This is a genomic window from Candidatus Zixiibacteriota bacterium (genome assembly GCA_040753875.1).
Lineage (GTDB): Bacteria > Zixibacteria > MSB-5A5 > GN15 > FEB-12 > DATKJY01.
Map to the genome: position 1 here is coordinate 21,441 of JBFMDV010000028.1, position 19,944 is coordinate 41,384.

The 19,944-nt window shown below is 56.4% G+C and carries 9 protein-coding genes and 1 tRNA gene; 8 read left to right on the forward strand and 2 right to left on the reverse strand.

Translation table 11 applies throughout. From position 1 onward, the window contains the following. Positions 1 to 40: 40 nt before the first annotated feature. Together AB1644_10950 and AB1644_10955 are read right to left on the reverse strand one after the other, a co-directional pair. A complete protein-coding gene (locus AB1644_10950) occupies positions 41 to 1,384 on the reverse strand; it encodes a sigma-54 dependent transcriptional regulator (GenBank protein ID MEW6051560.1) in 1,344 nt (447 codons plus the stop codon). 31 nt (positions 1,385 to 1,415) lie between these two features. Further along, complete coding sequence (locus AB1644_10955; GenBank protein MEW6051561.1) at positions 1,416 to 6,590, reverse strand: PAS domain S-box protein; 5,175 nt, start codon at positions 6,588 to 6,590, stop codon at positions 1,416 to 1,418. Between the two features lie 124 nt (positions 6,591 to 6,714). Between AB1644_10955 and AB1644_10960 the strand changes: the two genes are divergently transcribed. From AB1644_10960 to AB1644_10995, 8 genes are all read left to right on the forward strand, one after another. Next, positions 6,715 to 8,544, forward strand: a complete 1,830-nt coding sequence (locus AB1644_10960) for a tetratricopeptide repeat protein (GenBank protein MEW6051562.1) — start codon at positions 6,715 to 6,717, stop codon at positions 8,542 to 8,544. 360 nt (positions 8,545 to 8,904) lie between these two features. After that, positions 8,905 to 9,891 carry a hypothetical protein gene (locus tag AB1644_10965; protein ID MEW6051563.1) on the forward strand — a complete coding sequence of 329 codons (987 nt, stop codon included), beginning with the start codon at positions 8,905 to 8,907 and terminating at the stop codon, positions 9,889 to 9,891. A gap of 199 nt (positions 9,892 to 10,090) precedes the next feature. Then, on the forward strand, positions 10,091 to 12,037 hold the full coding sequence (locus tag AB1644_10970) for a sialidase family protein (protein MEW6051564.1): 1,947 nt from the start codon (positions 10,091 to 10,093) through the stop codon (positions 12,035 to 12,037). 474 nt (positions 12,038 to 12,511) lie between these two features. Beyond that, positions 12,512 to 15,838, forward strand: a complete 3,327-nt coding sequence (locus AB1644_10975; GenBank protein MEW6051565.1) for a hypothetical protein — start codon at positions 12,512 to 12,514, stop codon at positions 15,836 to 15,838. A 337-nt stretch (positions 15,839 to 16,175) separates the two neighbouring features. Continuing rightward, positions 16,176 to 16,367 (forward strand): hypothetical protein, encoded by a 192-nt coding sequence (locus tag AB1644_10980; GenBank protein MEW6051566.1) that lies wholly within the window; start codon positions 16,176 to 16,178, stop codon positions 16,365 to 16,367. A gap of 325 nt (positions 16,368 to 16,692) precedes the next feature. Further along, positions 16,693 to 16,766 (forward strand) — tRNA-His (locus tag AB1644_10985). Positions 16,767 to 17,070: 304 nt separating this feature from the next. Further along, positions 17,071 to 17,664, forward strand: coding sequence for a PEP-CTERM sorting domain-containing protein (locus tag AB1644_10990; GenBank protein ID MEW6051567.1), 594 nt, complete (start codon positions 17,071 to 17,073; stop codon positions 17,662 to 17,664). A gap of 221 nt (positions 17,665 to 17,885) precedes the next feature. Then, positions 17,886 to 19,745 (forward strand): PKD domain-containing protein, encoded by a 1,860-nt coding sequence (locus tag AB1644_10995; GenBank protein MEW6051568.1) that lies wholly within the window; start codon positions 17,886 to 17,888, stop codon positions 19,743 to 19,745. Positions 19,746 to 19,944 lie beyond the last annotated feature (199 nt).

The following is a 19,944-nucleotide window of genomic DNA, read 5'->3' on the forward strand; positions in this document are numbered from 1 at the left end:
TTCGAGCCACAGCCCGGCCCGGCCATGCCCAGGAAGCGGTTCAGACGGTGATCTCGAGACTCGAGATCAGCTTGCGGAGGTTGGCCGCGTCCAGTCCAAGTTCCCGTGCGGCCGCGCTAACGTTGGACCGGTTGTGATCAAGGGCTTTGATAATCAGCGCTCTTTCAAAATCGCGAACCATCCTTCGGAACCCATTCTTTCCGGCCAGGTCCTGAGCGGGGATCTTCAGATACGACGCGACATCAGCCCAGTTAATGTAGTACGACGGTGTCAGATCGATGAGGGACCTCACGGCATCGCTAAGGCGGCGGACATTGCCAGGCCAGTCGTACTCAACGAGCATATCGCGAGCCCTCGGCTCGATCACTTTCAGACCGATCCCCCTCTTGCCACACCAGAGTTCCAGGAAATAGTCGATGAGGTCGGGGATATCTTCGCGCCGGTCTTTCAACGGCGGCATCACGATCGTGATTCCTTTGAGGCGATAATACAGGTCTTCGCGGAAAATCCCCTGCTTGACCAGCGTGAACAAGTCCCGATTGGTGGCGCAGAGAACGCGGACATCGACTATCCGAACATTGGGCTCGCCCATACGGGACATCTCCCCCGTCTCGAGGACCCTGAGGATTTTCCCCTGGGTGGTCTTGTCCAGGTCGCCGATCTCGTCGAGAAACACGGTGCCGCCGTTGGCGTATTCGAAGAGCCCGATGCGTCCTTCGACAGCGCCGGTATAGGCGCCTCGGACGTGGCCGAATAGTTCCGATTCGACCAGACTGGGGTCCTTATGGTTGCAGTTGAAGATGCCGAATCGCTGGGACGCCCGGGGGCTTCGTTTGTGCAGCGCGCGCGCCACCAGCTCTTTGCCGGTCCCGGTGTCACCGAGGATGATTACCTTGTTGTCGCTTGGTCCGATCTGCTCGATTGTCCGATACACATCCAGCATGGGACGGGATTTACCTACCAGACCATATTCCGCGCGGGCGAGCCGGACCAGCTCGGGGTGTGACGATCGGAGGTGGTGATACTGAACGGCATTGCGGACCGCTTGAACCACTCGCTGGGGTCCCTCGTTCTTGCCGACGTATTCATACGGCTGGTGCTTTTTATCGATCCGTTTCTCGGGATACTCACCAGGGTAACCGGTATTGAAAACGATGGGGACATCGCAGGGAAGGTCACGGATCCTTGAAGCCGTCTGGTAGCCGTCCATCTTCTCCATGCGGATGTCGAGGACGATGGCGGCGAGGTCAGTGCGGCTCTCGACTATTGTGAGCGCTTCCGCGCCGGAGGCAGCCGCCACCAGATCGTAATCATCAATGAATAACTCTGTCAGGCCTTCAATAACACCAGGGTCGTCATCAACTATCAATATTGTATGGCGCATCTCCTCGGAAGAATCCTTCGCGGTAGGTTTGTCACGTATTGCCAGCCGCGAGCAATATAATAAACTGGGTTCCTTTGTCAATAACCGACTCCACTTCGATCGATCCGCCGTACAGTTCGGCGATCTTGCGGCTGATCGCCAGACCGAGACCGGTACCCGTGCGCGGCTTCGTGCTGTAGAACGGATCAAAGATACGGGAAAGATTTTCCGGCGGTATCCCTGCGCCGGTGTCGGCGAATCGAATGCGGATATTCTCGACAGATCGATCGGCTGCGATAGAAATGCATTTGGGTCGATCATCGCACATAGCGTCGAGCGAATTCCCCATCAGGTTGGACAGCAGGCTGAACAAGTGGTCATGCATACAACGGACCTCAAGGTCGTCGTCTATCTCGACCGTCACCTCCACCCCGTCGCGCTGCAGCCGGCCCCGGTGGGACTCGATCAACTCATCCACGAGGTCGCGCAGATTGACTGAACTCTGAGAGACGGAGCTTTCGAGCCGGGAGTATTTCATGACCGTATCAGTCATCTTGATCGCTCGTAACACGGCCGCTTCGATCAGTTCCATGAGTCGGATATTCCGCGCTGTTTGCTCGGTATCTCCGGTATCCGCACCAAGACGTTCGCGCAGCTTGTACAGCGAGGTTGTCGCCGGGAACAAGGCATTATATATCTCGTGAGCGATGCCGCCGGCAATCTGCTTCACCTGATTATACTGCGCCTGTGTGACTTGCTGGAGCCGGGCCTCATCACGCCGTCGCTCGGTGATATCGTAACCGATCGCGATCGCGGTCAGTCTGCCTGTCTCCGGCGCAAGAAAGGAAGAGTTCGACCAGAGGATCGTCCGGACCTCGCCGCGTTTGGTAATAAGCGGTCCTTCGTAGCGATCTTTCGGATGTCGCGCCACCCAGGACTTGAAATCTGACAGCCCTTCGTGAACGGCCTCGGGAGGGAGAAACATCTCCGGCCAGCGTTTGCCGAGCACTTCAACGGCGGAATAGCCGGTGACCCGTTCGCATTCCTCGTTAAAAACCGTCAGGCGGGCGTTTTCGTCGAGACAAATAATGAGACTGTTGGCGGTTTCGAGGATGGACCTGGAAAAGTCGCGTTCCCTCTTTATCTGTTGACCGGCGCGGACACTTTCGCTGATGTCGCGAACGAAGAGAACGGCACCAAGAACGGTGTCATCGGGGCCGCGAAGCGGCGACATGCGCACGGAATACCACTGTTCCGTGCCTGCTTCACCGCGCGCGAAGGTTAATTCCTGGGTGTTGCTGTGCGACCCGATGTTCTGCAGGAGCCGTCCAATCACGTGTGTCACCTCGCGCGGAAAGATCGCGTCGATCGACTGCCCGACCACACCGTCCGTTACGAAGTCGGCGTTCCGAAGCGCCAGCGTGTTGGCAAACCGGATGACGCCCTCGGTGTCAACCGTCATGATGGCGTCCCCCGCCCCTTCAACAACGGCTCGGTACTGTTCTTCACTTTCGCGCAGGGCGCTCTCAGCTTGAAGCCGCTTCGTAATATCGACGAAGGCGCCGAGCACGGCTATCGGTTCACCGGCAGCGTTGGTAACAAGGCTGGCCGACACCTGCACGTGAAACGGCGTACCGTCCCATCGCTTCGCCATTGCCTCGCCAACAAAATGACCGCGCGCCATGACTTCGACCATGATGGCGTCGAATTCACCTCGGTTATTGGCGAGTTCGCCGAGCGACATGTTGAGCGCCTGGTCTTTGGTGCAGCCCCACATGCGCAGGGCGGCGTCATTGACATAACTGATCCTGCCATCGAGAGCCGCCAGAGCGAGCGCGTTTATGGAGGAGGCCAGCGCCCGTTCTTTCAGGAACAGGTCCTCTTCGATGAGTTTTCGCTCGGTGATGTCCAGATCGGCGCCCATGAATCCGGTGAATTCTCCCGCTTCGTCATATACCGGCACCCCGTTGGTATAGAGCCAGGCGATACCTCCGTCTTTCGTCTGAACCTTATCTACTGAGTCGCGGAAAGGGGTGCGTTTGGCTATTTTGTCAAAGACGATCTGCTTGAATTCCTCGCGACCTTCCGGGGGGTGCAGATCGTAACAGTGCATTTTGCCGATCATCTCATCCTGCCGATACCCCAGGATCGCTTCGCAGGCCTGGCTTACATAGGTGTAGAGCCCGGTGGTGTCCACCTCCCAGACCAGCTCCCGGCTCTCCTGAGTCACTTTGTCGAACCGGCGTTCGCTCGTCCGCAGCTTTTCCTCGGCCAGTTTGCGATCAGTGACATCGATTGCGGTACCCAGAACGGCCTGTTGACCCTGAAATTCGATCAGCTTGGCGGCATACTGCACCCAGCGGACAGCCCCACTCTTGGCTCTAATCTTGACCTCATACGATTGCGGCACATCTTCGCCCTGAAGGCGGGCGCGTCCCCACTGTTTTATGAGTTCCTTGTACTCGGGGTCGATGACGTCCCAAAAACTCATGGCCGCAAGTTCGTCGAGCGAATACCCGGTAATAGCCACCGAGGCGGGGTTGCAGTACAACAGTTTTGTTTCGTCGAAAATGGTGATAGCGGCAGTCATCGATTCCGCAACAGCACGGAATTTCGCTTCACTCTCTTCAAGGGCCAGGGCGGCAAGCTTCCGTTCGGTCATGTCCAGCGCCGTACCCAACACGGCTCGCTTGCCGCGATACTCGATGAGCCGAGCGGCGAACTCGACCCAATGGGTACGTCCGGCCTTGCTGACCACTTTCAGTTCAAGCCGTTCCGGCACCGGTTCCCCCCTGAATCGAGCCTGCGCGCGTAGCATCGCTTCCTCGCGCTGATCCGGATGCACCAGTTGCCAGACCGACATGCCGGTCAACTCCTCCGGCGAATACCCGCTAATCTCCGACATAGCCGGGTTGGCATACAGGAGCTTCTCGGCATCATAGATGATGATAACGGCGTTGACCGATTCGGCCACAGCCCTGAACTTGGCCTCACTTTCGGCCAAAGCGCTGACGGCCAATTGGCGTTCGGTAATATCATCAGCATGTACCATGACCAGGTTCGGAGGCACGAAGCTGTAATTAACGGACATGTATCGGTCCTTGCCGGTGGTGCGGAAGTGGTACCACATTTCGCGCGTGTGGGTGGTTCGCTCCTCCAGGCAGCGCCTCATGTCTTTCAATATGTCCGGACTCTCGCGATACATGTCGCCGGCTTTAGAGCCAACGAAATTCGATACGCCGCCATGGGTCACCTCGCTGGCCTTGGCGTTAAAATCGGTGAGCACAAAGTCCGGGTCGACCCATTCCCAGATGTACGTGGCCATTGGAAAGGCCTCGAACTGCGCCCGTAACCGTTCGCGACTGAGATGCAACGCCTGCTCGGCACGGTTCTTCTCGGTAATGTCGCGAACGATGGCCAGCACTTCGTCATAACCGCACGGGACCAGCCGCGCCTCTTCATCGACCGTCTTCCCATCGACAGCCAACTGATACTCGAATACCTGCATCTTTCGGGTCGCCAGACACGTGCGGAGATTCGCCATGGTTAGCGCTGCGACATATGGCGGCAGAATGTCCATGACCGTCCGGCCAATCAACCGGTCGGCCGGTACGAGCAGTTGCTGACCGGCATGGATCTGATAATCGCGGATGTGCCCGTGCCGGCCGATACGGAACATCAAGTCCGGAGTTGCATTGAGGATCGCCTGGTTTCGTTCTTCCATGCGGCGGAGTTTGGTCAGGGTGCCAAGGTGAACATAATTGAGCACCAACAGGCCGAGACTCACGACAGCCAGTATGATGAGGAGGAGATTCCGGTACCGCCAGAAGAGAATGCTGACATATTGGTACCATTGGCGGCGCGTCACTTTACCGATGTATGACATCGTTGTTGAGGTGAGCAGCAGGCGATCGGGATCGTCGCGCGACGCTTTCCGAAGCAGTGTCACGCCCTCGACGTAAGCAGGCAGTAGAGCGAGACGCTCCAGTTCCGAGGAAAACAGTTCGAGGCCACGGGAAGTCTGATACAGCAACCCAGGCTCGGGCTCGCCCGGAAGACTCAACGTACTCAGCAGTCTCTGGAACTGCTGAGGTTGGTCGGCTTCGACGACAAGGCTCAGCGTGGAATCGTACAAGCGAAGCCCGCCGGCACGCGTGACAACGTGAAGCAGCGGATATGATGACCCAAAGGCCAAAGCGAATTGCATGTCGGCGGGATCCTCTTTGGTCGTGCCGCGACGAATCATCACACCGTTCCCGTCGATGATGCTCAGTACCCCGTGCTCAGTGTGAGGCGTTTCACCGACAGTTCCCCCAACACCAGGCTGGAAGAAGGCGAAGCGGTCATGTTGAGAGGGAACAGAACGGAGGAGGGGGCCCCGAAAACTATCGGCCACGACGAAATTGAAGACCACTTCACCGTGCCTATCGACCCGCGTGAGATAACCAAAGCGATCATCGAAGTGGGCGTCGCGCACGCCGTTGTCCGGACCGTAGCTGACAAACAGCAGACCCGAATTACCGCTGTCTCCACACGGATAGAAACCATTTGGATCGATCGAAGTGGCAACCGGCAGCGACCATTCAACCCTGAGATTCTCGATATCAACGCAGGCCAGGACACGCGGCATCAGATCCCTTCCCACTGAAACACGGAAGAACAGCTCAGTCAGACCATCATAGTCGTAATCAGCCGCTCCGAGAAAGATAACGCCCGGCTCCCACCGGCCGTTGCCGGTGCGATCGGTACCACTCGCCAGGAAGATCAGGTCATATCTATTGGTCCCGGGGAAGTTGCGCGCAACAAATGCCGAGTCGTGGCGATAGCAGCCAACCGCCACCCCTGGTCTTCCCGAGGCGCCGTCGATGAACACAGAACAATCAGTGAAGGTGGCAAACAGCGGGTCCTGCGAGACGGTTTGGTTTCTGGTCAGGTCATAAATGAGGACGCTGGCGGCTTCGTCGGAGTGGTAGACGGCATTGAAAGCCTGCACGATCAACTCCGACCAGCCGGACTCGTTTGGGAATATCCAGAACGGTTTTTGGATACCTGGTCGATCGGGACTCAGGGTGTACGCTCGCTCACTGACAAAGCAATATGGCAGCAGCGAAGTATCTCCGAGCGGTGAGATCTCTATATGTTGCGGCTGCGGACTGACTCCCAGAACGCTCTGCCCCAGGAGCGCTGCCGCGCCACAACAGAGTCCGAGCAATCTGTGGCGAGACATAAGATGGTAACAAGGTACATCATTCTGCGAATAAGTCAAATGCACCGTCGCGCGCCTCCCAGTTCAAGAGTTGTACTCGCCCCGGTGTTGTCTATATTGCATCATGACCACTAAGGCTCGAAACATGGTCCGATTAGCCGTCCCCAACTGGGTTCTGCCGGTAACCCTGGTCATCGCGGCGTTCCTGGTCAGACTCATGTATCTGAATCAGGTGACGGCTATGCCGACCTTCGAGCATCCGGTGATGGATGAGCAGTATCATGTAAGCCTGGCCGACAGGATCAATTCACCGGCTGGTTACGGCAACGAGCCATATTACCGGGCGCCTCTCTACCCGTATCTGTTTGCACTCATCTATCGCGTAGCCGATCATTCTCTGTACTGGTCGCGGATTATCCAGATAACCATCGGTTCACTGCTTCCTCTGCTCGTGTTGTTGTTGGGGACCAGGCTCTTTGGTCGGCGTATCGCCCTGTGGGGAGCCGCGATTGCGATGGTCTACCCTACATTCCTCTACCACGATGTCACGATCCTCATCACCAGCCTGAAGACGCTTTTGGCTGTGCTGCTTGTCTGGCAGTTATATCGAACAGAAGATACGCCGACGGCTGGAAATTTCGCAGCGTCAGGACTACTGCTTGGCCTCGCGTCACTCGCAAGACCGAACTTCCTGGTGTTGTTTCCGGCACTGGCATTATGGGTGTGGGTTCAATTGAAAGATCGGATCGGCGTGAAATCGGCCGTGCAGAAGTACCTGCTGCTGGTTGTTTCGTGTGTTGTGGTTATCCTGCCAGTAACAATTCGCAATTACGTTGCAGCCAAGGACGTGGTGTTGATCGCCTGGCAGGGTGGGTTCAATTTTTTCCTGGGGAACAACCGGGCTGCTAACGGATGGTCGGCCACAGCGCCGGGGATTGATGCCACCTGGGAAGGCGGGTACAAAGAGGCAGTCGTGATCGCGGAAAACCAAGAAGGACGACCACTCAAACGTTCCGAGGTTTCGGACTTCTGGTATCAGCGTGGCTGGCAGGAGATACAAGCTGACCCCGGACATTTCGCTGCACTGACATTCAAGAAGACCCGGCTGTTCTTCCAAGGATATGAGATACCCAACAACGAAGATCCGTACAACGTGCGTCAGTTTTCATGGCTGATCCGACCACTTCTATTGGCCGGTGTTATCAAGATTCCCTTCGGCATTCTGGCGCCGCTCGCGCTGCTCGGGATCGGGTTGTCGCTCAGACACTGGCGGAAATATTTGATCCTCTATGTGTTCCTGGCGGCCTGGATAGGATCGTTTCTTTTCTTTTTCGTCTGCGCAAGGTATCGCCAGCCATTGCTGCCGTTTCTCATTCTGTTTGCGGTTGCTGCGACAGCACAACTAGTCGACTGGTTTCAAAAACGTCGGTGGAAAAACCTCTCCCTCTCTTTGCTCGTGCTCATACTGTTGATAGTCGAGAGCAACCACAGCCTGCTGGGAATTGACAGACGGCGCACTGAGGCTGAAAATCAAGTGATGTTTGGGACCGTGTACCTGGACCAGAATAGGCGATCCGAGGCGGAGACCTATTTTCGAAGTGCGGTTGCAGCCGACCCGACATTCGCTCCCGCACACATCAATCTGGCCATTGTCTGTTCGCAAACGGGTCAGACGGAAGAGGCAGTGGCGCATTACCGGACGGCGCTTGAGCTGGAGCCGTACACGGTCGACACGTATCTTAACTTTGCCACGCTCTTGCTCAATCAAGGGGACAGAGCCGGGGCGCTGAACATACTGGAGCGAGCGCGGCAGGCGAATCCGCTCAGCGACGACGTGCATGTAAAACTCGCTATGACATACTTCGAACTGGGGCATTTGGCAGAGGCGCGGCAAGCTATCGGTCAGGCGCTCAGACTGAATCCACAGAATTCCCTCGCCCAGAGGATAGCGCAGGAACTGGTCCGCCAAAAATAATCGGGGCGGCACGCCGGATCTTCCGGATCCGGGTTCCTCTGGTTATGCCACAAGCCCAGCTCATATTCCACTTAGCACTTGCGTCTTAACGTGGGGTAGTGTATCTTCTTTCTGTCCGGAGTGTCCCTGCAGCACGAAGGCATAAGCTCTCAGCCACAGTTCTATCACACTGACCGCCATAGTGGTCCGTCCGTTCGAGCGGGCGTCCTCACGTAGGCAAGGAGGTGATGGTCTTACAAGCACGGTTCAGTCTGAAGCATCAAAGTATCAGTGTCCGGGGTCTGCACTACACCACCGGGATCGACATCAAGCCACCAGGACGGCGCAGTTGTTCAACGTTGTAGCTTGTGGAGTTCACTAATGAAACATCATCAATTAAGACCTCCTGTCGCTTTGCTTACAGCCGCATTGTTTGTGGTGACCGTAGTGGTAGGTCAGCCGGGACGGAGCTCCGCGGCCCCGTCGAATCCGCTCTGCGGCGACGCCAGCGGCGACGGGCAGCTTAACATCTCAGACTTGCTCACTATGGTGAATTACATTTACAAAGGGGGAGTGTTACCCAATCCTGCCGATGCGGACATGGACGGGGTACAGGGTGTGACGCTCAGGGATTTGCTGTTCTTACAGGATTATTTGTTCGATCCTTGCGGACGAGGCCAGCCGGTCCTCACGTGCGCTCCCCTCGTGCCGCACGATCCGCCGGAAGTGCCTGGAAATTGTTGGGAGATTCCTGAGCGCATCTTCACCGCCGGCGACACGGCGCGGAACGTAACGCTGCGTCTCAGGCATACCAATCCTATCATTGGATTCGACGTTCCGTTGCAGATCATGGTCGGGCCTGATGTCGCCGTGATCGATACCGTGCTGTTCTTGCCGCCGTATTCGTTCTTGCAGAAGGGGCTGGTACGTTTGAGCGCGTCGGCCGTCTCTATAAGTGCCTTCGGGTGCACAATGCCGGCCGGTATCAGCGATGTCGCGACGATCGCTATTCGCATATCGGCAGCGGCGTATTGTCGCGGCCTCGGCGCAGCGTACGGTGACGGCGGAACAACACACCCGCCCATCCTCATAGAATCAGATTATGCGATGGTCAAGCCGTATGCCGGCTGCGATCTGGACTGCTGTATCGGCCTCACGGGAAATGTCGACAGAAGCGAGCTTGAAGGGCCGGACATTTCCGACCTTACGCTTCTGACCGACTGGTTGTTTTGCGGTCAGTTCGCGCCAATTCTGCCTTGTCCGCAGGAAGCGGATATCAACACCGACGCCACAGTTGACATTACCGACCTGACCGACCTGGTGGATTTCCTGTTCTTCCTCATCGACACTCCTCGGCCTTGTCTATAAGAAGCTCCGGCATCAGTACCATAAACGCATGGACCGACCGCTCACCTCGAACATGAGCGGCCGGTCTTCCTGACCGGCTGACCACGTTCAAAGGCATTGACAGACAGCGCAAACAAGTTATCTTTGACCGTACGTTTCTCCTGTTAGTCCTCACGGCGTACGACCATCGATGTTGACATTCAGAATGAGGAGTCGTTCCATGAAAAAAGCGTTCCTTGGTTTCGTGTTGGCCTGTTTAGTACTCACCCTCGTGGGAGAATCCCGAGCCATCGCACCGCCGACGAACATCCGCGTCACCACTATCCCGCAGTTGAACAACGAAGAACAGGTGTGGATCTGTCCAACCGACAGCAACATCATCATCGCCAACTGGCGGGATTTCCGACTTGGTTACAGGCAGATCGGTATCGGGCGTTCGACCGACGGCGGCCTGACCTGGAACGACTCCCTGATAAACAACTCTATGCAGTACTATACGCAGCAGTTTCCCTTCGAGGGCTGGCAGTCCGACCCGACGATGTCGGTGAACAGCAGCGGTCACTTCTACATTTCAGCGCTCGATTTTCAGCCGAGCGGGCCTGGTTCGGTGATCGCGTTTTACAAATCGACCGACAAGGGGATCTCCTGGACCGGACCGGTGATTCATGCCCTACCGGGTCCATGGTTCGAGGATAAGCAGTTCACAACTGTCGACCGAACCAGTGGATTTAATGGATATCTGTACTGTTCATGGACGCGCTTCCCCGATTTCGACCCGGACCAGATAGCCTTTGTCCGGTCAACGAACGGCGGCGCCTCGTTCGACCCGGCGGTGATAGTCGGCCCGGTTCAGACATCGACCGGCTGCGGCGGTACGCGAGTCGATGCCGGCCAATTTTCCATTCCAGTGGTCACACCTAACGGGGACGTGCACGTATTCTGGCAGGGTATCGCACTTGATTCCGGGACTCTCTGCACCGGCCGTGATGTTGTCAAGCATGTCAAGTCCTCGGATGGGGGCATCTCATTCACGTATGAGGACACTATATTGTCGGTGTCAGGCTGGACGACGGCCAACGGCGGCATTCAGACCTATTCGCAGCCGGTCGCCGACGCTGATATCACGAGCAGCCCCTTCTCAGGCAATCTGTATGTGTGTTTCACGAATATCGGTCCCGAGGACACCCAGGGCCGGAGCGACGTTGACTTTGTCCGCTCCACCGATAACGGCGCCACCTGGTCCGCCCGTTATCGAATCAATGATGATTCCAGTTCCGAGGAGATCGACAATTTCCATCCGTGGCTGATCTGTAACGAGGAGGGAGTGTTGGCCACCATCTTCTACGACCAGCGTAATGATCCGCCCGCGTACTATGAGTTTGATCTGTCTGCGGCCTATTCATTCGATGGCGGCCTGAGTTTTACCACCAACCACCGCATTTCGAGCGTGTCGTCATCTCCGGATTTCCTGAAAGCGCTCCCCCCCGTCCGGTTCTGGCAGGACAATGGGGATGGCACCAAATCTCCGACCACCATGAGCCCGATGGCCGGCAGACTGGGCGAGTACATCGGCGTCACTGCTTTTCACGACAAGATAAACGCGGTGTGGACCGACACCCGCAACGGCAACTCCGAGGTGTATACTGCCAACTGGTATCTTCCGATCCTGGAGCCACGGCTCGTGAACCCGCCCAACCAGTCACAGCCTGGCAACCAGCCTCTGTTTTCATGGGCCACGGCGTGGAAACACAACGACGACAGGTACCGGCTTGAGCTTTTCGACGCAACCGGTGCTTTGGTCTCTTCGGTACTGCTGGACACCACGTTTCACCAGTTTGGAGCACCGCTGACCGACAGCGTCTACACCTGGCGTGTGAAGGCGTTCAAGATCTCAACCGGTGACAGCTCTGGCTATTCTCCGGTGTGGAAGTTCCGCAATCCGTGTTGCCTTGGTTTGCGGGGCAATGTTGATGGCGACCCCATGGACATTGCGGACATATCCGACCTCAGCGCTATGGTCGACTATCTCTTTGCGGGTGGGTCGATCACATCGTGCCTCGACGAGGCCAACACCGACGCAGATATTGCGCAGACGGTAGACATATCCGACCTGACCGTCGTGGTGGACTACCTGTTCACGGGCGGCAGTCTGCCTGCCTGTCCATAATTCTGAATCTGGGCTGCGCAGCCCATGCAGATCTCGAAGGCAGTTGCGCCGGTATCTTTTCACTTGCATGCCGGCGCCTATCGTGATACGTTGTATACGGATTTCACGGGCATCACAACCAAACACACATCTCGCTAAGCCACGCAAGTCCATAAGGACAGTAGTCTCGGCTACACGTGCGCTCTGACCAGGCGCAGGTGTAATATGCCTCATTGACTTTCTCTGCTGAGACACTGTCAACAACTCATACTCATCGAACGCGTAACGCTGTCAGCCATACGACCGCGGCGGGGAGATATGCCCCGTTTCTGACGAAGGAGGTGATCTCACAGCAGAGAAACACGCACGTCCGGCGTTTCATCGGCTAACCGAGTAATGCCGGCGCCTACTGATTGCAGATGGAAGGTTGTCAGTGCGTCCGTCACGGCACCCATGACCGGACGGGCGAAAAACTGAGCGAATGAGGAAGAAACTATGCACAAGAGATTTCTCATCATCTTTATCACGCTGGCGGTGGTGTCGCTGGTGCTGTCGACTGTGATGGCGGCCGACCGACCGACGGAGAAGGTGGAAAAGCGCGTTCTTCGGACCAGCGTGTATGCGCTGCCGACACCGCTTCAGGGGGCAGATGAATGGACTCCGGGTATCGAGTCCAAAGAGACGCCCGGGGCATCACTGGGATCACTCTCTCCCTCGGCTTCGCCGGGCGAGGTCCTGTTCACCAGCTACCGGGACCAGCAGCACAACTCGACCCAGGGTCGTATGAACGACTGGCGCCCGGCGCCGCTCCCGAACGGCCCGTACGCACATTTCGGCGCGGCCTTCTTGCCTGCACCGAGCTTCACCGCAGCGCAGTACGCCTATCAGGTTTGGGATCCGGTCTCCGGTTCCTATCCAAATACTGGTGGTATCGGCTGCCGAGTACAGGGAGCCGGCGAGTATGGCGTGTATGTCAACCTCGCGGTTGACCCGGACGATGGCGGTGTCGTAATCGCCGGTCATGACCACCATGGCTCAGTACCGTATCATACCCATACGTATTGGGACGGTTCGCCGATGGCCTGCTTCTTCGGAGCCGGTTCTGCTATTCCGGACACAATGGCTCAGAGAATCAGTCTCGGCACGAGCACGCAACTTATCTGGCCGAAACTCGAGTACCAGAAGGTCGGCGGTACTGCCGTGACTCACCTGGTCAGCTATGAAGCAGGTGATCCGGTTCAGTGGGGCGCCATTGCGTACTTTCGGAAAGTGGGCAACAAGGGGGCCGGCACCTGGACCGGCATTCTGGTAGACAGCGCTCTGAACGGCGTTTCTCCGACAGTGGCGTCGTCGCGCACTTCACAGAAGGTGGCGATCTGCTGGACGATGAACACGGCTCAGGGGCTGACTGAGGGTCCCAACCAGATCGATAACGACGTCTTCTATAAGATGTCAACCGATATGGGCGCCACCTGGGGCACCAAAGTCAACGTGACCAACTACGTGCCGAATGTTGACGGCTACCGTGCGTATGCGGAACTGTCGGCCTTGTTTGCCTCCGACGACAAGCTGCATATCGTGTGGCCGGCCCGCGTATGGCCGGGGAACGCCTATGCACCGGATGGCTCACTTGGCTACGATTGCCGTATCTTTCACTGGTCGGAGAATTTCCCGGCAGTGTACAGTACAGTAGCGACGGCCGAATGGGATCAGATCAACTGCCTGGGAGGCGCGTGGCAGTTGAACCAGGCAAAGGTGACGTTTGGCGAATGCGCTGGTCGTTTCTACACCATCTGGACGCAGTTCAACGATATCCCTGCCGGGGTCGATGACGACTGCGCGTCCGCAGCTTCCGATGCCGGTTCATCGGCCAACGGCGACATCTGGATGGCGGTTTCGAGCGATCTCAATGGTCTCACCTGGGACCAGCGCCGGAACCTGACAAATAGCTATACGCCGGGTTGTGACTCGGTTGGATTCGGCGGTGTTTGCGAAAGCGATGGCTGGTCGTCAATCGCTCGCTTCGGCATGGACCTGGATTCCCTTACCGCGACCTACGGCGCGCTGACCTGGCCGACCCCGGCCAAGACAGCCGTGTTCCCGAGCTACACCGGCTCCAAGTACATTCACATGCAGTACATTAACGACAAGTTCCCGGGTAACATAGTCGTACCGGAGGGAATTTTCACGTTGAACCCGGCGAAGTGGATCATGCTGCCGTGTGTTGACCCGGTGCCGAACCCGATCCTGGCAATCCGGCCGACGAGCATCGCGTATCCTGAGTACATCAAGCACGGCACGCAGCGTGTTGAGACGATCACGATGGAAAACGTGGGGAACACGACCCTGACGGTTGATTCTATCACGAAGACCCAGCTGACGCCTGTAAGCCCGAATGCCATCAACATTTCTACAGCCGGTCCGGTCACGATTCCGGCAGGCATTGGAAATACTGCTACCATGACGGTAATACTGAACCCCGGCGGAGTTATCAACAGCCCGGGGACGACGATTAATCTAACTGGTGCAGTGACATTCTGGTCGAACTCACCGGCCCCGTTTGACGTGCAGGACTACAAAATTGCTCTGCCGATCACCGATACCGTGGTTCCGCCGGTTTTCGACACCATCATTACCAATACAGGAAGGTGCAAACTGGTGGTATCATCAAATGGCAATCTGGGACATGAAGGTGCCGGGAAGGTAAACCTCGATTTCTGGTCGACAGATTGCGACACGGTCGATTCTATCCCAGGGTCGACGAATGTCTATCTGTTCGATGCCTCACCGGTGATTCTGCACCACAAAACCAGCCCCGACACGGTCATTGCGAGCTGGGCGATCTTCGGCTCCAGCATCGCGGATGCCAACGTGTTCAAGCCAGTCGCGGACACGGGTCACGCACCGCGTGACACCGTAATTGCCGGTGAAAATGGGTTCATCACGGGAACATTCGCCACTGTCGACACGGTTGTTTACGTCGGTTCGGGGAAAATCCACATCATCATCACCAAACCCGACGGTACGCAGATACACATTCAAATCGAAAAAGTGTATCTTGCACCTGGTGTTGTATCGGCTACCGGCCTGACATTTGGTGAGGCCTATGATATCGACGTTCCAGCCGATACAGGATCCTATAATCTTGGCGGCTTTGATGCCTCTCGCAATCTCGTGTACCAGCAAGGGTACGAGTACAAATCCGAGGTCGGCAAAGAGTGCATCAAGAACAACCGTCGCTGGGCCGGTGCGGCAATGCTCGGCTATTACACGAACCACGACCTCGATCTCGACACCTGTGCTAACAAAACTGACATGTACGGCGGCTATACCAATAGAAACGATAGCTTCGTGTACCCTAATAACGGATTCGTTCCCAAAGAGATGTGGGACAACATGTCCAATCCGGGCTTCTCGGCGGAGGCGGGTCCCACCGACCTCCATACGGTACTTACGTTCAAGCACAACATCAGCCTTGCTGCTGCCGATACGTTCTACTTCGTAACGGCAACCGCAACCATTTACAACGGTACCTTAGCAAACTTGCAGACTGCAATTGACGACGCCAAGGCCTGGTATATGGTCAACTATCGCAACTGTACCGGCTGCTGCAAAGGCACGACCGGAAATGTTGACGGCGATCCCGGTGATCTTGTCGATATTTCCGATCTGTCCGCTATGGTTGACTACCTGTTCTTTGGCGGCGCGATCTCGACTTGCGCTGAGGAGAACGATGTAGACAAATCGTTGTCTGTGGACATATCGGACCTGCAATTGCTGATCGATTTCCTGTTCTTCGGCGCTTCTTTGCCGAACTGTTAAAACGATGGCACGACCTTGTCGGCCATTTTCCTTTCAGAGGCCATCCCCGAGATTATCGGGGGTGGCTTTTTGTTTAGCGACTGAACAGTGGCAGGGGAACGTCGTTCGGCATCAGACATTTTCTCTGTTTTTTTTTGAACCTGTGCCGCTATTTTCCGATTATAGGGGCGATGTGCTGAATGAAAGGTTTGACAACATGCTCGTAGTCACGGATAGCGCCAGCTGCGAACTGAAGAAGGTATTCGAGACGCCCAAGGCTAAACACGCCAAGTTGGTAATCTATTTTCAGGGGGCCGGCTGAAACGGGCCCTCATTGGGCTTGGCTCTGGATGAGTCAGTGAATGGTCTTGAGAGACTGGAATCCAATGGCATCACCGCATATATCGACCCGGGTCTTCGCGAATTCCTCGAAGGGTACGGCGGCGTGAATATCGATTACGTGACACGTGACTTTGGCACCGGCGGATACATTGTCACAACCGGAAATCGCGCAGGCGGCGGTTGCAGCGACGACTGCAGTTGTTCGTAGCCGAGTATCCGCGAACTCGCCAAGCACCTTGCCCCCCAGGTAGTTGTTGTAGGGCAGAACCCCTTTGTGGCTCTGCCATTGTCTTGTTGGCGGAACCAGAAACGATTCCGCCCTACGGTAACCACTGTAACTGATAATCACGCAGGCACATCAGCAGGCGTAGGGCAGAACCCCTTTGTGGTTCTGCCATTGTCTTGTTGGCGGAACCAGAAACGATTCCGCCCTGCGGCAGCTAATAATCACACAGGCACGTTAGTTTCTCGGTGAGTTCTTCGAGCAAAAGGGTTGACTTGTGGCTCAGATGCGATAAGTTTGGCCTGCGCATGCCGGGGTAGCTCAGTTGGTTAGAGCGCCAGTCTGTGGAACTGGATGTCGACAGTTCGAATCTGTCCCCCGGTACTTAAAAATAGAGTGGAATAGCCGATAATTTGAGACTATGGTCAGGGATGCGACTCGGTTTTTGACTTCGTCGACCTGCAATAACCTGCATATCGTGTGCAAAGCAACCGCGTACTGGAACTTGCTTGAATACGCAGCCGATGAGCCGACTGTGTGATCCTACGTTGAGCGGCAACGAGTTGTGCGACAGTGTGCGAGTTTTCAACTGTTTAATTGACCAGTGGCCCGATAATTGCCATAATTGCGATGAATGGTCGACATACGTTTGAGACAACAATAGTCATAGGTATAAGGGATTACGAACATGAAGAGAATCGGACTCATGGTACTCGCGGCCACATTGACTCTGTTCGCCGTGAGCAGCAGTTTCGCGGGGGTCTACTACTTCAATCCAACACCTCGTGCTGATCTGTGGGATCTGGACCACTATCGCTACTACACGTGGGGAATCGACTGGAACCATCCTGGCGAAACCATCACTGGTGCGGTCCTGACCTTTAATAACATCTGGGATTGGCGGGTTGAGCCGGATTCTCTGTATGTCCACTTGCTGAACAACCCTGCGAGTGGTGTTCGCGCCTGGTGGGATTACCAGGGAAGCGGCGACAATTTCGCCGGCCAGGGTATGAATATGGGAACCTGGACAGATGCCGTGGGTGGACACCCGCGCAACTACACCTTGACGTATGATCTGGCTTCGCTGGGGCTCATCGATGAACTGAATGCGTATGCGTCGGACGGCGTGTTTGGTTTCGGGTTCGATCCGGACTGTCACTATTTCAATGACGGTCTGTCGCTGACAGTGACGACCACGTCGGCGGTTCCGGAGCCGGCCACCATTGCTCTACTTACACTGGGCCTGGTTGGCGCGGGTGTGGTTCGTCGCCGTACGAAGTAATTACACGCTTTTTAAGACAAATCTGGCCGCCGGCGTTTTCTCGATTCGCCGGCGGTTTTCATTTGTCCTTTCGTGGGGACAGGGGCGACAAAAATGGACCGGCCTGTTCCGAGAAAGCAATTGCATCGAGACGAATTTTGGATAGATTGGGATATCGCAGTTGGTCGTGGTGTGCCACCCCCTCACAGGGCACAGAACATAGAACACAAAGGGAAAAAATCATGCATCAATGGACCATGCCACATTCGTCCGGGGGCCGGCAATGTCGTGGGTCAGCACTCACATTCGCGTTTCTGGGGCTCGTGTTTCAGGCGGTAGTGGTGACCGCAGCCGAACCCGATGCCGCTGTGCCTTCGGCCAACCAGCCGCTCACCGTGGACTGGTGCCGGACCCAACAGATATATGATGCAAAAAATGTGGCCAAGGCACCCACCAACCCCGATGCCTGCCCGACCAATGGTACCTGCGATATAGCAGCCAATCGCAACGCGTGGATACCGGCTGTCGACCAGCCGATGACGACTCTGCGGCTTTATTTCCATATTCTCCGCATGGATGACGGCAGCAGTGCCGCCACGACCCCCGAAATGCTGGCCTTGCAGGTGGCCAATCTCAACAATGATTTTCTTCCTTCCCGGATCCAGTTCGAATATCAGTGGCGCTATGTCAATTCGACGGCATACCGGTCCCTTGCCGATGCCGAGATGGATGCCATGAAGATGGCGTTTGCGCTGGCAGCCGATTCGCAGATCAACGTATTCGTCTCTTACGTAGAGGGCTCTTATTCATTCGGGACCTTCCCGTGGGACCCTGATGCGCTTACGTCGCGGGGCGGCATTGTTATGACAACGGGGCACTTTCAATCGGTCCAGAGTGCCCTGGCTCACGAGGTAGGTCATTGTCTCGGGCTGTGGCACACATTCCATGGCGTGAGCGAGGTAAGCCAATGCGGCTCCTGCTACGAACCGGCCGGCACAACTATCGGCGATGTCCTGGGGGACCTTTGCCAGGACACCGATCCCACACCCACCAACTACTCCTGCTCTCCCCCGCCCGGTCCGGACCCGTGCAGCGGCCAGAGTTGGGGACCGACGGATGTCCAGAATATCATGGGGTATTCCGGGGATGCCTGCTGGACTGAATTTTCCACGCAACAGAAGGGACGGATGCACTGCTGGGTTGACGACCGGTTGATGACCTGGGTGTCGGGAGTCCGTTTCACCGCCGTCAATACGTTTGGACCGGCGCCGCTGTCGGTAGATTTCAGCGGGATTTCCGCCAAGGTCGTCAATGCGTGGCAGTGGAATTTTGGAGACGGCAATCTCTCATCGGAACAGAATCCAACACACGTGTATGGTCCGGGGCAGTTCGATGTTTCCCTGTCGATACAGGCGACCGATGGCGACTATTCCGCCGTCCAATCCGACTTTGTCTCTGCCTACGCCGATTCGATGATCGGTCCGGTTATATCGGTTCAGCCGAGCCAGGATATCCGGGTGGATGTATACGCGCGCAATTATCTGCCGCTTCGCGAGCTCAAGATCCCGTTCGCCTGGGGCGGGCCTTTTGGCCTCACATACGATTCGGCCAATACCAGCGGCCTGCGAACCAACTATTTCGAGCAGCAGCAACTCATCAGCTATGATCCATCCAATAAGCGCGCGACCTACTTCCTGCGAAGTTCTTCCACCGGCGCGCTGCCTGACCTTGTCCCCGGCTCGGGTCCGGTCGTGAGTCTCTATTTCTCGGTGCCAGGCCTGCTGTTCGGAGGGCCGAACATGATCTCGTTCGACGGCTATTTGTCATACTTGCCGACCTTCGTGGCAAACACCGGCACGTACAATCCGGTCGTGCTTGCGGCCACGATCAGCAAATGCCGTCCCGGCGATGTCGACAACAACGGAGTCGGCCCTGATATTTCGGACCTTTCGTTTCTGGTGGATTACCTCTTTTTCTCCGGCCCGACTCCGCCGGTCACCAGCCAGGCCGATATCGACGGATCCGGCAGTATCGATATCGCCGATCTGACAATGCTCCTCGATTTTCTCTTCCACAACGGGTCTCTGCCCGGATGTGTGTGAGCGTGGCCAACCATCCTTAAGAAGATTCACCGGCGCCCATCGGGCGCCGGTTTCATTTGGTAATCTCAGCAAACGTGTTATGGGCCGATGAGACCATGTTTTTGATGGACGAAACGAGAATTCGGCGTTATATTGGCTTCAGTTGCACTATTACCCTAAGGCGCGCCCATTGGGAGCGATAATTGGTTGAGTTGTTTTC

Bases quoted from the DNA above. Each gene is read 5' to 3' on its own strand.
- AB1644_10975 (MEW6051565.1), top strand. From the start codon at position 12,512: ATGCACAAGAGATTTCTCATCATCTTTATCACGCTGGCGGTGGTGTCG.
- AB1644_10970 (MEW6051564.1), top strand. From the start codon at position 10,091: ATGAAAAAAGCGTTCCTTGGTTTCGTGTTGGCCTGTTTAGTACTCACC.
- AB1644_10960 (MEW6051562.1), top strand. From the start codon at position 6,715: ATGGTCCGATTAGCCGTCCCCAACTGGGTTCTGCCGGTAACCCTGGTC.
- AB1644_10965 (MEW6051563.1), top strand. From the start codon at position 8,905: ATGAAACATCATCAATTAAGACCTCCTGTCGCTTTGCTTACAGCCGCA.
- AB1644_10955 (MEW6051561.1), bottom strand. From the start codon at position 6,590: ATGTCTCGCCACAGATTGCTCGGACTCTGTTGTGGCGCGGCAGCGCTC.
- AB1644_10990 (MEW6051567.1), top strand. From the start codon at position 17,071: ATGAAGAGAATCGGACTCATGGTACTCGCGGCCACATTGACTCTGTTC.
- AB1644_10995 (MEW6051568.1), top strand. From the start codon at position 17,886: ATGCATCAATGGACCATGCCACATTCGTCCGGGGGCCGGCAATGTCGT.
- AB1644_10950 (MEW6051560.1), bottom strand. From the start codon at position 1,384: ATGCGCCATACAATATTGATAGTTGATGACGACCCTGGTGTTATTGAA.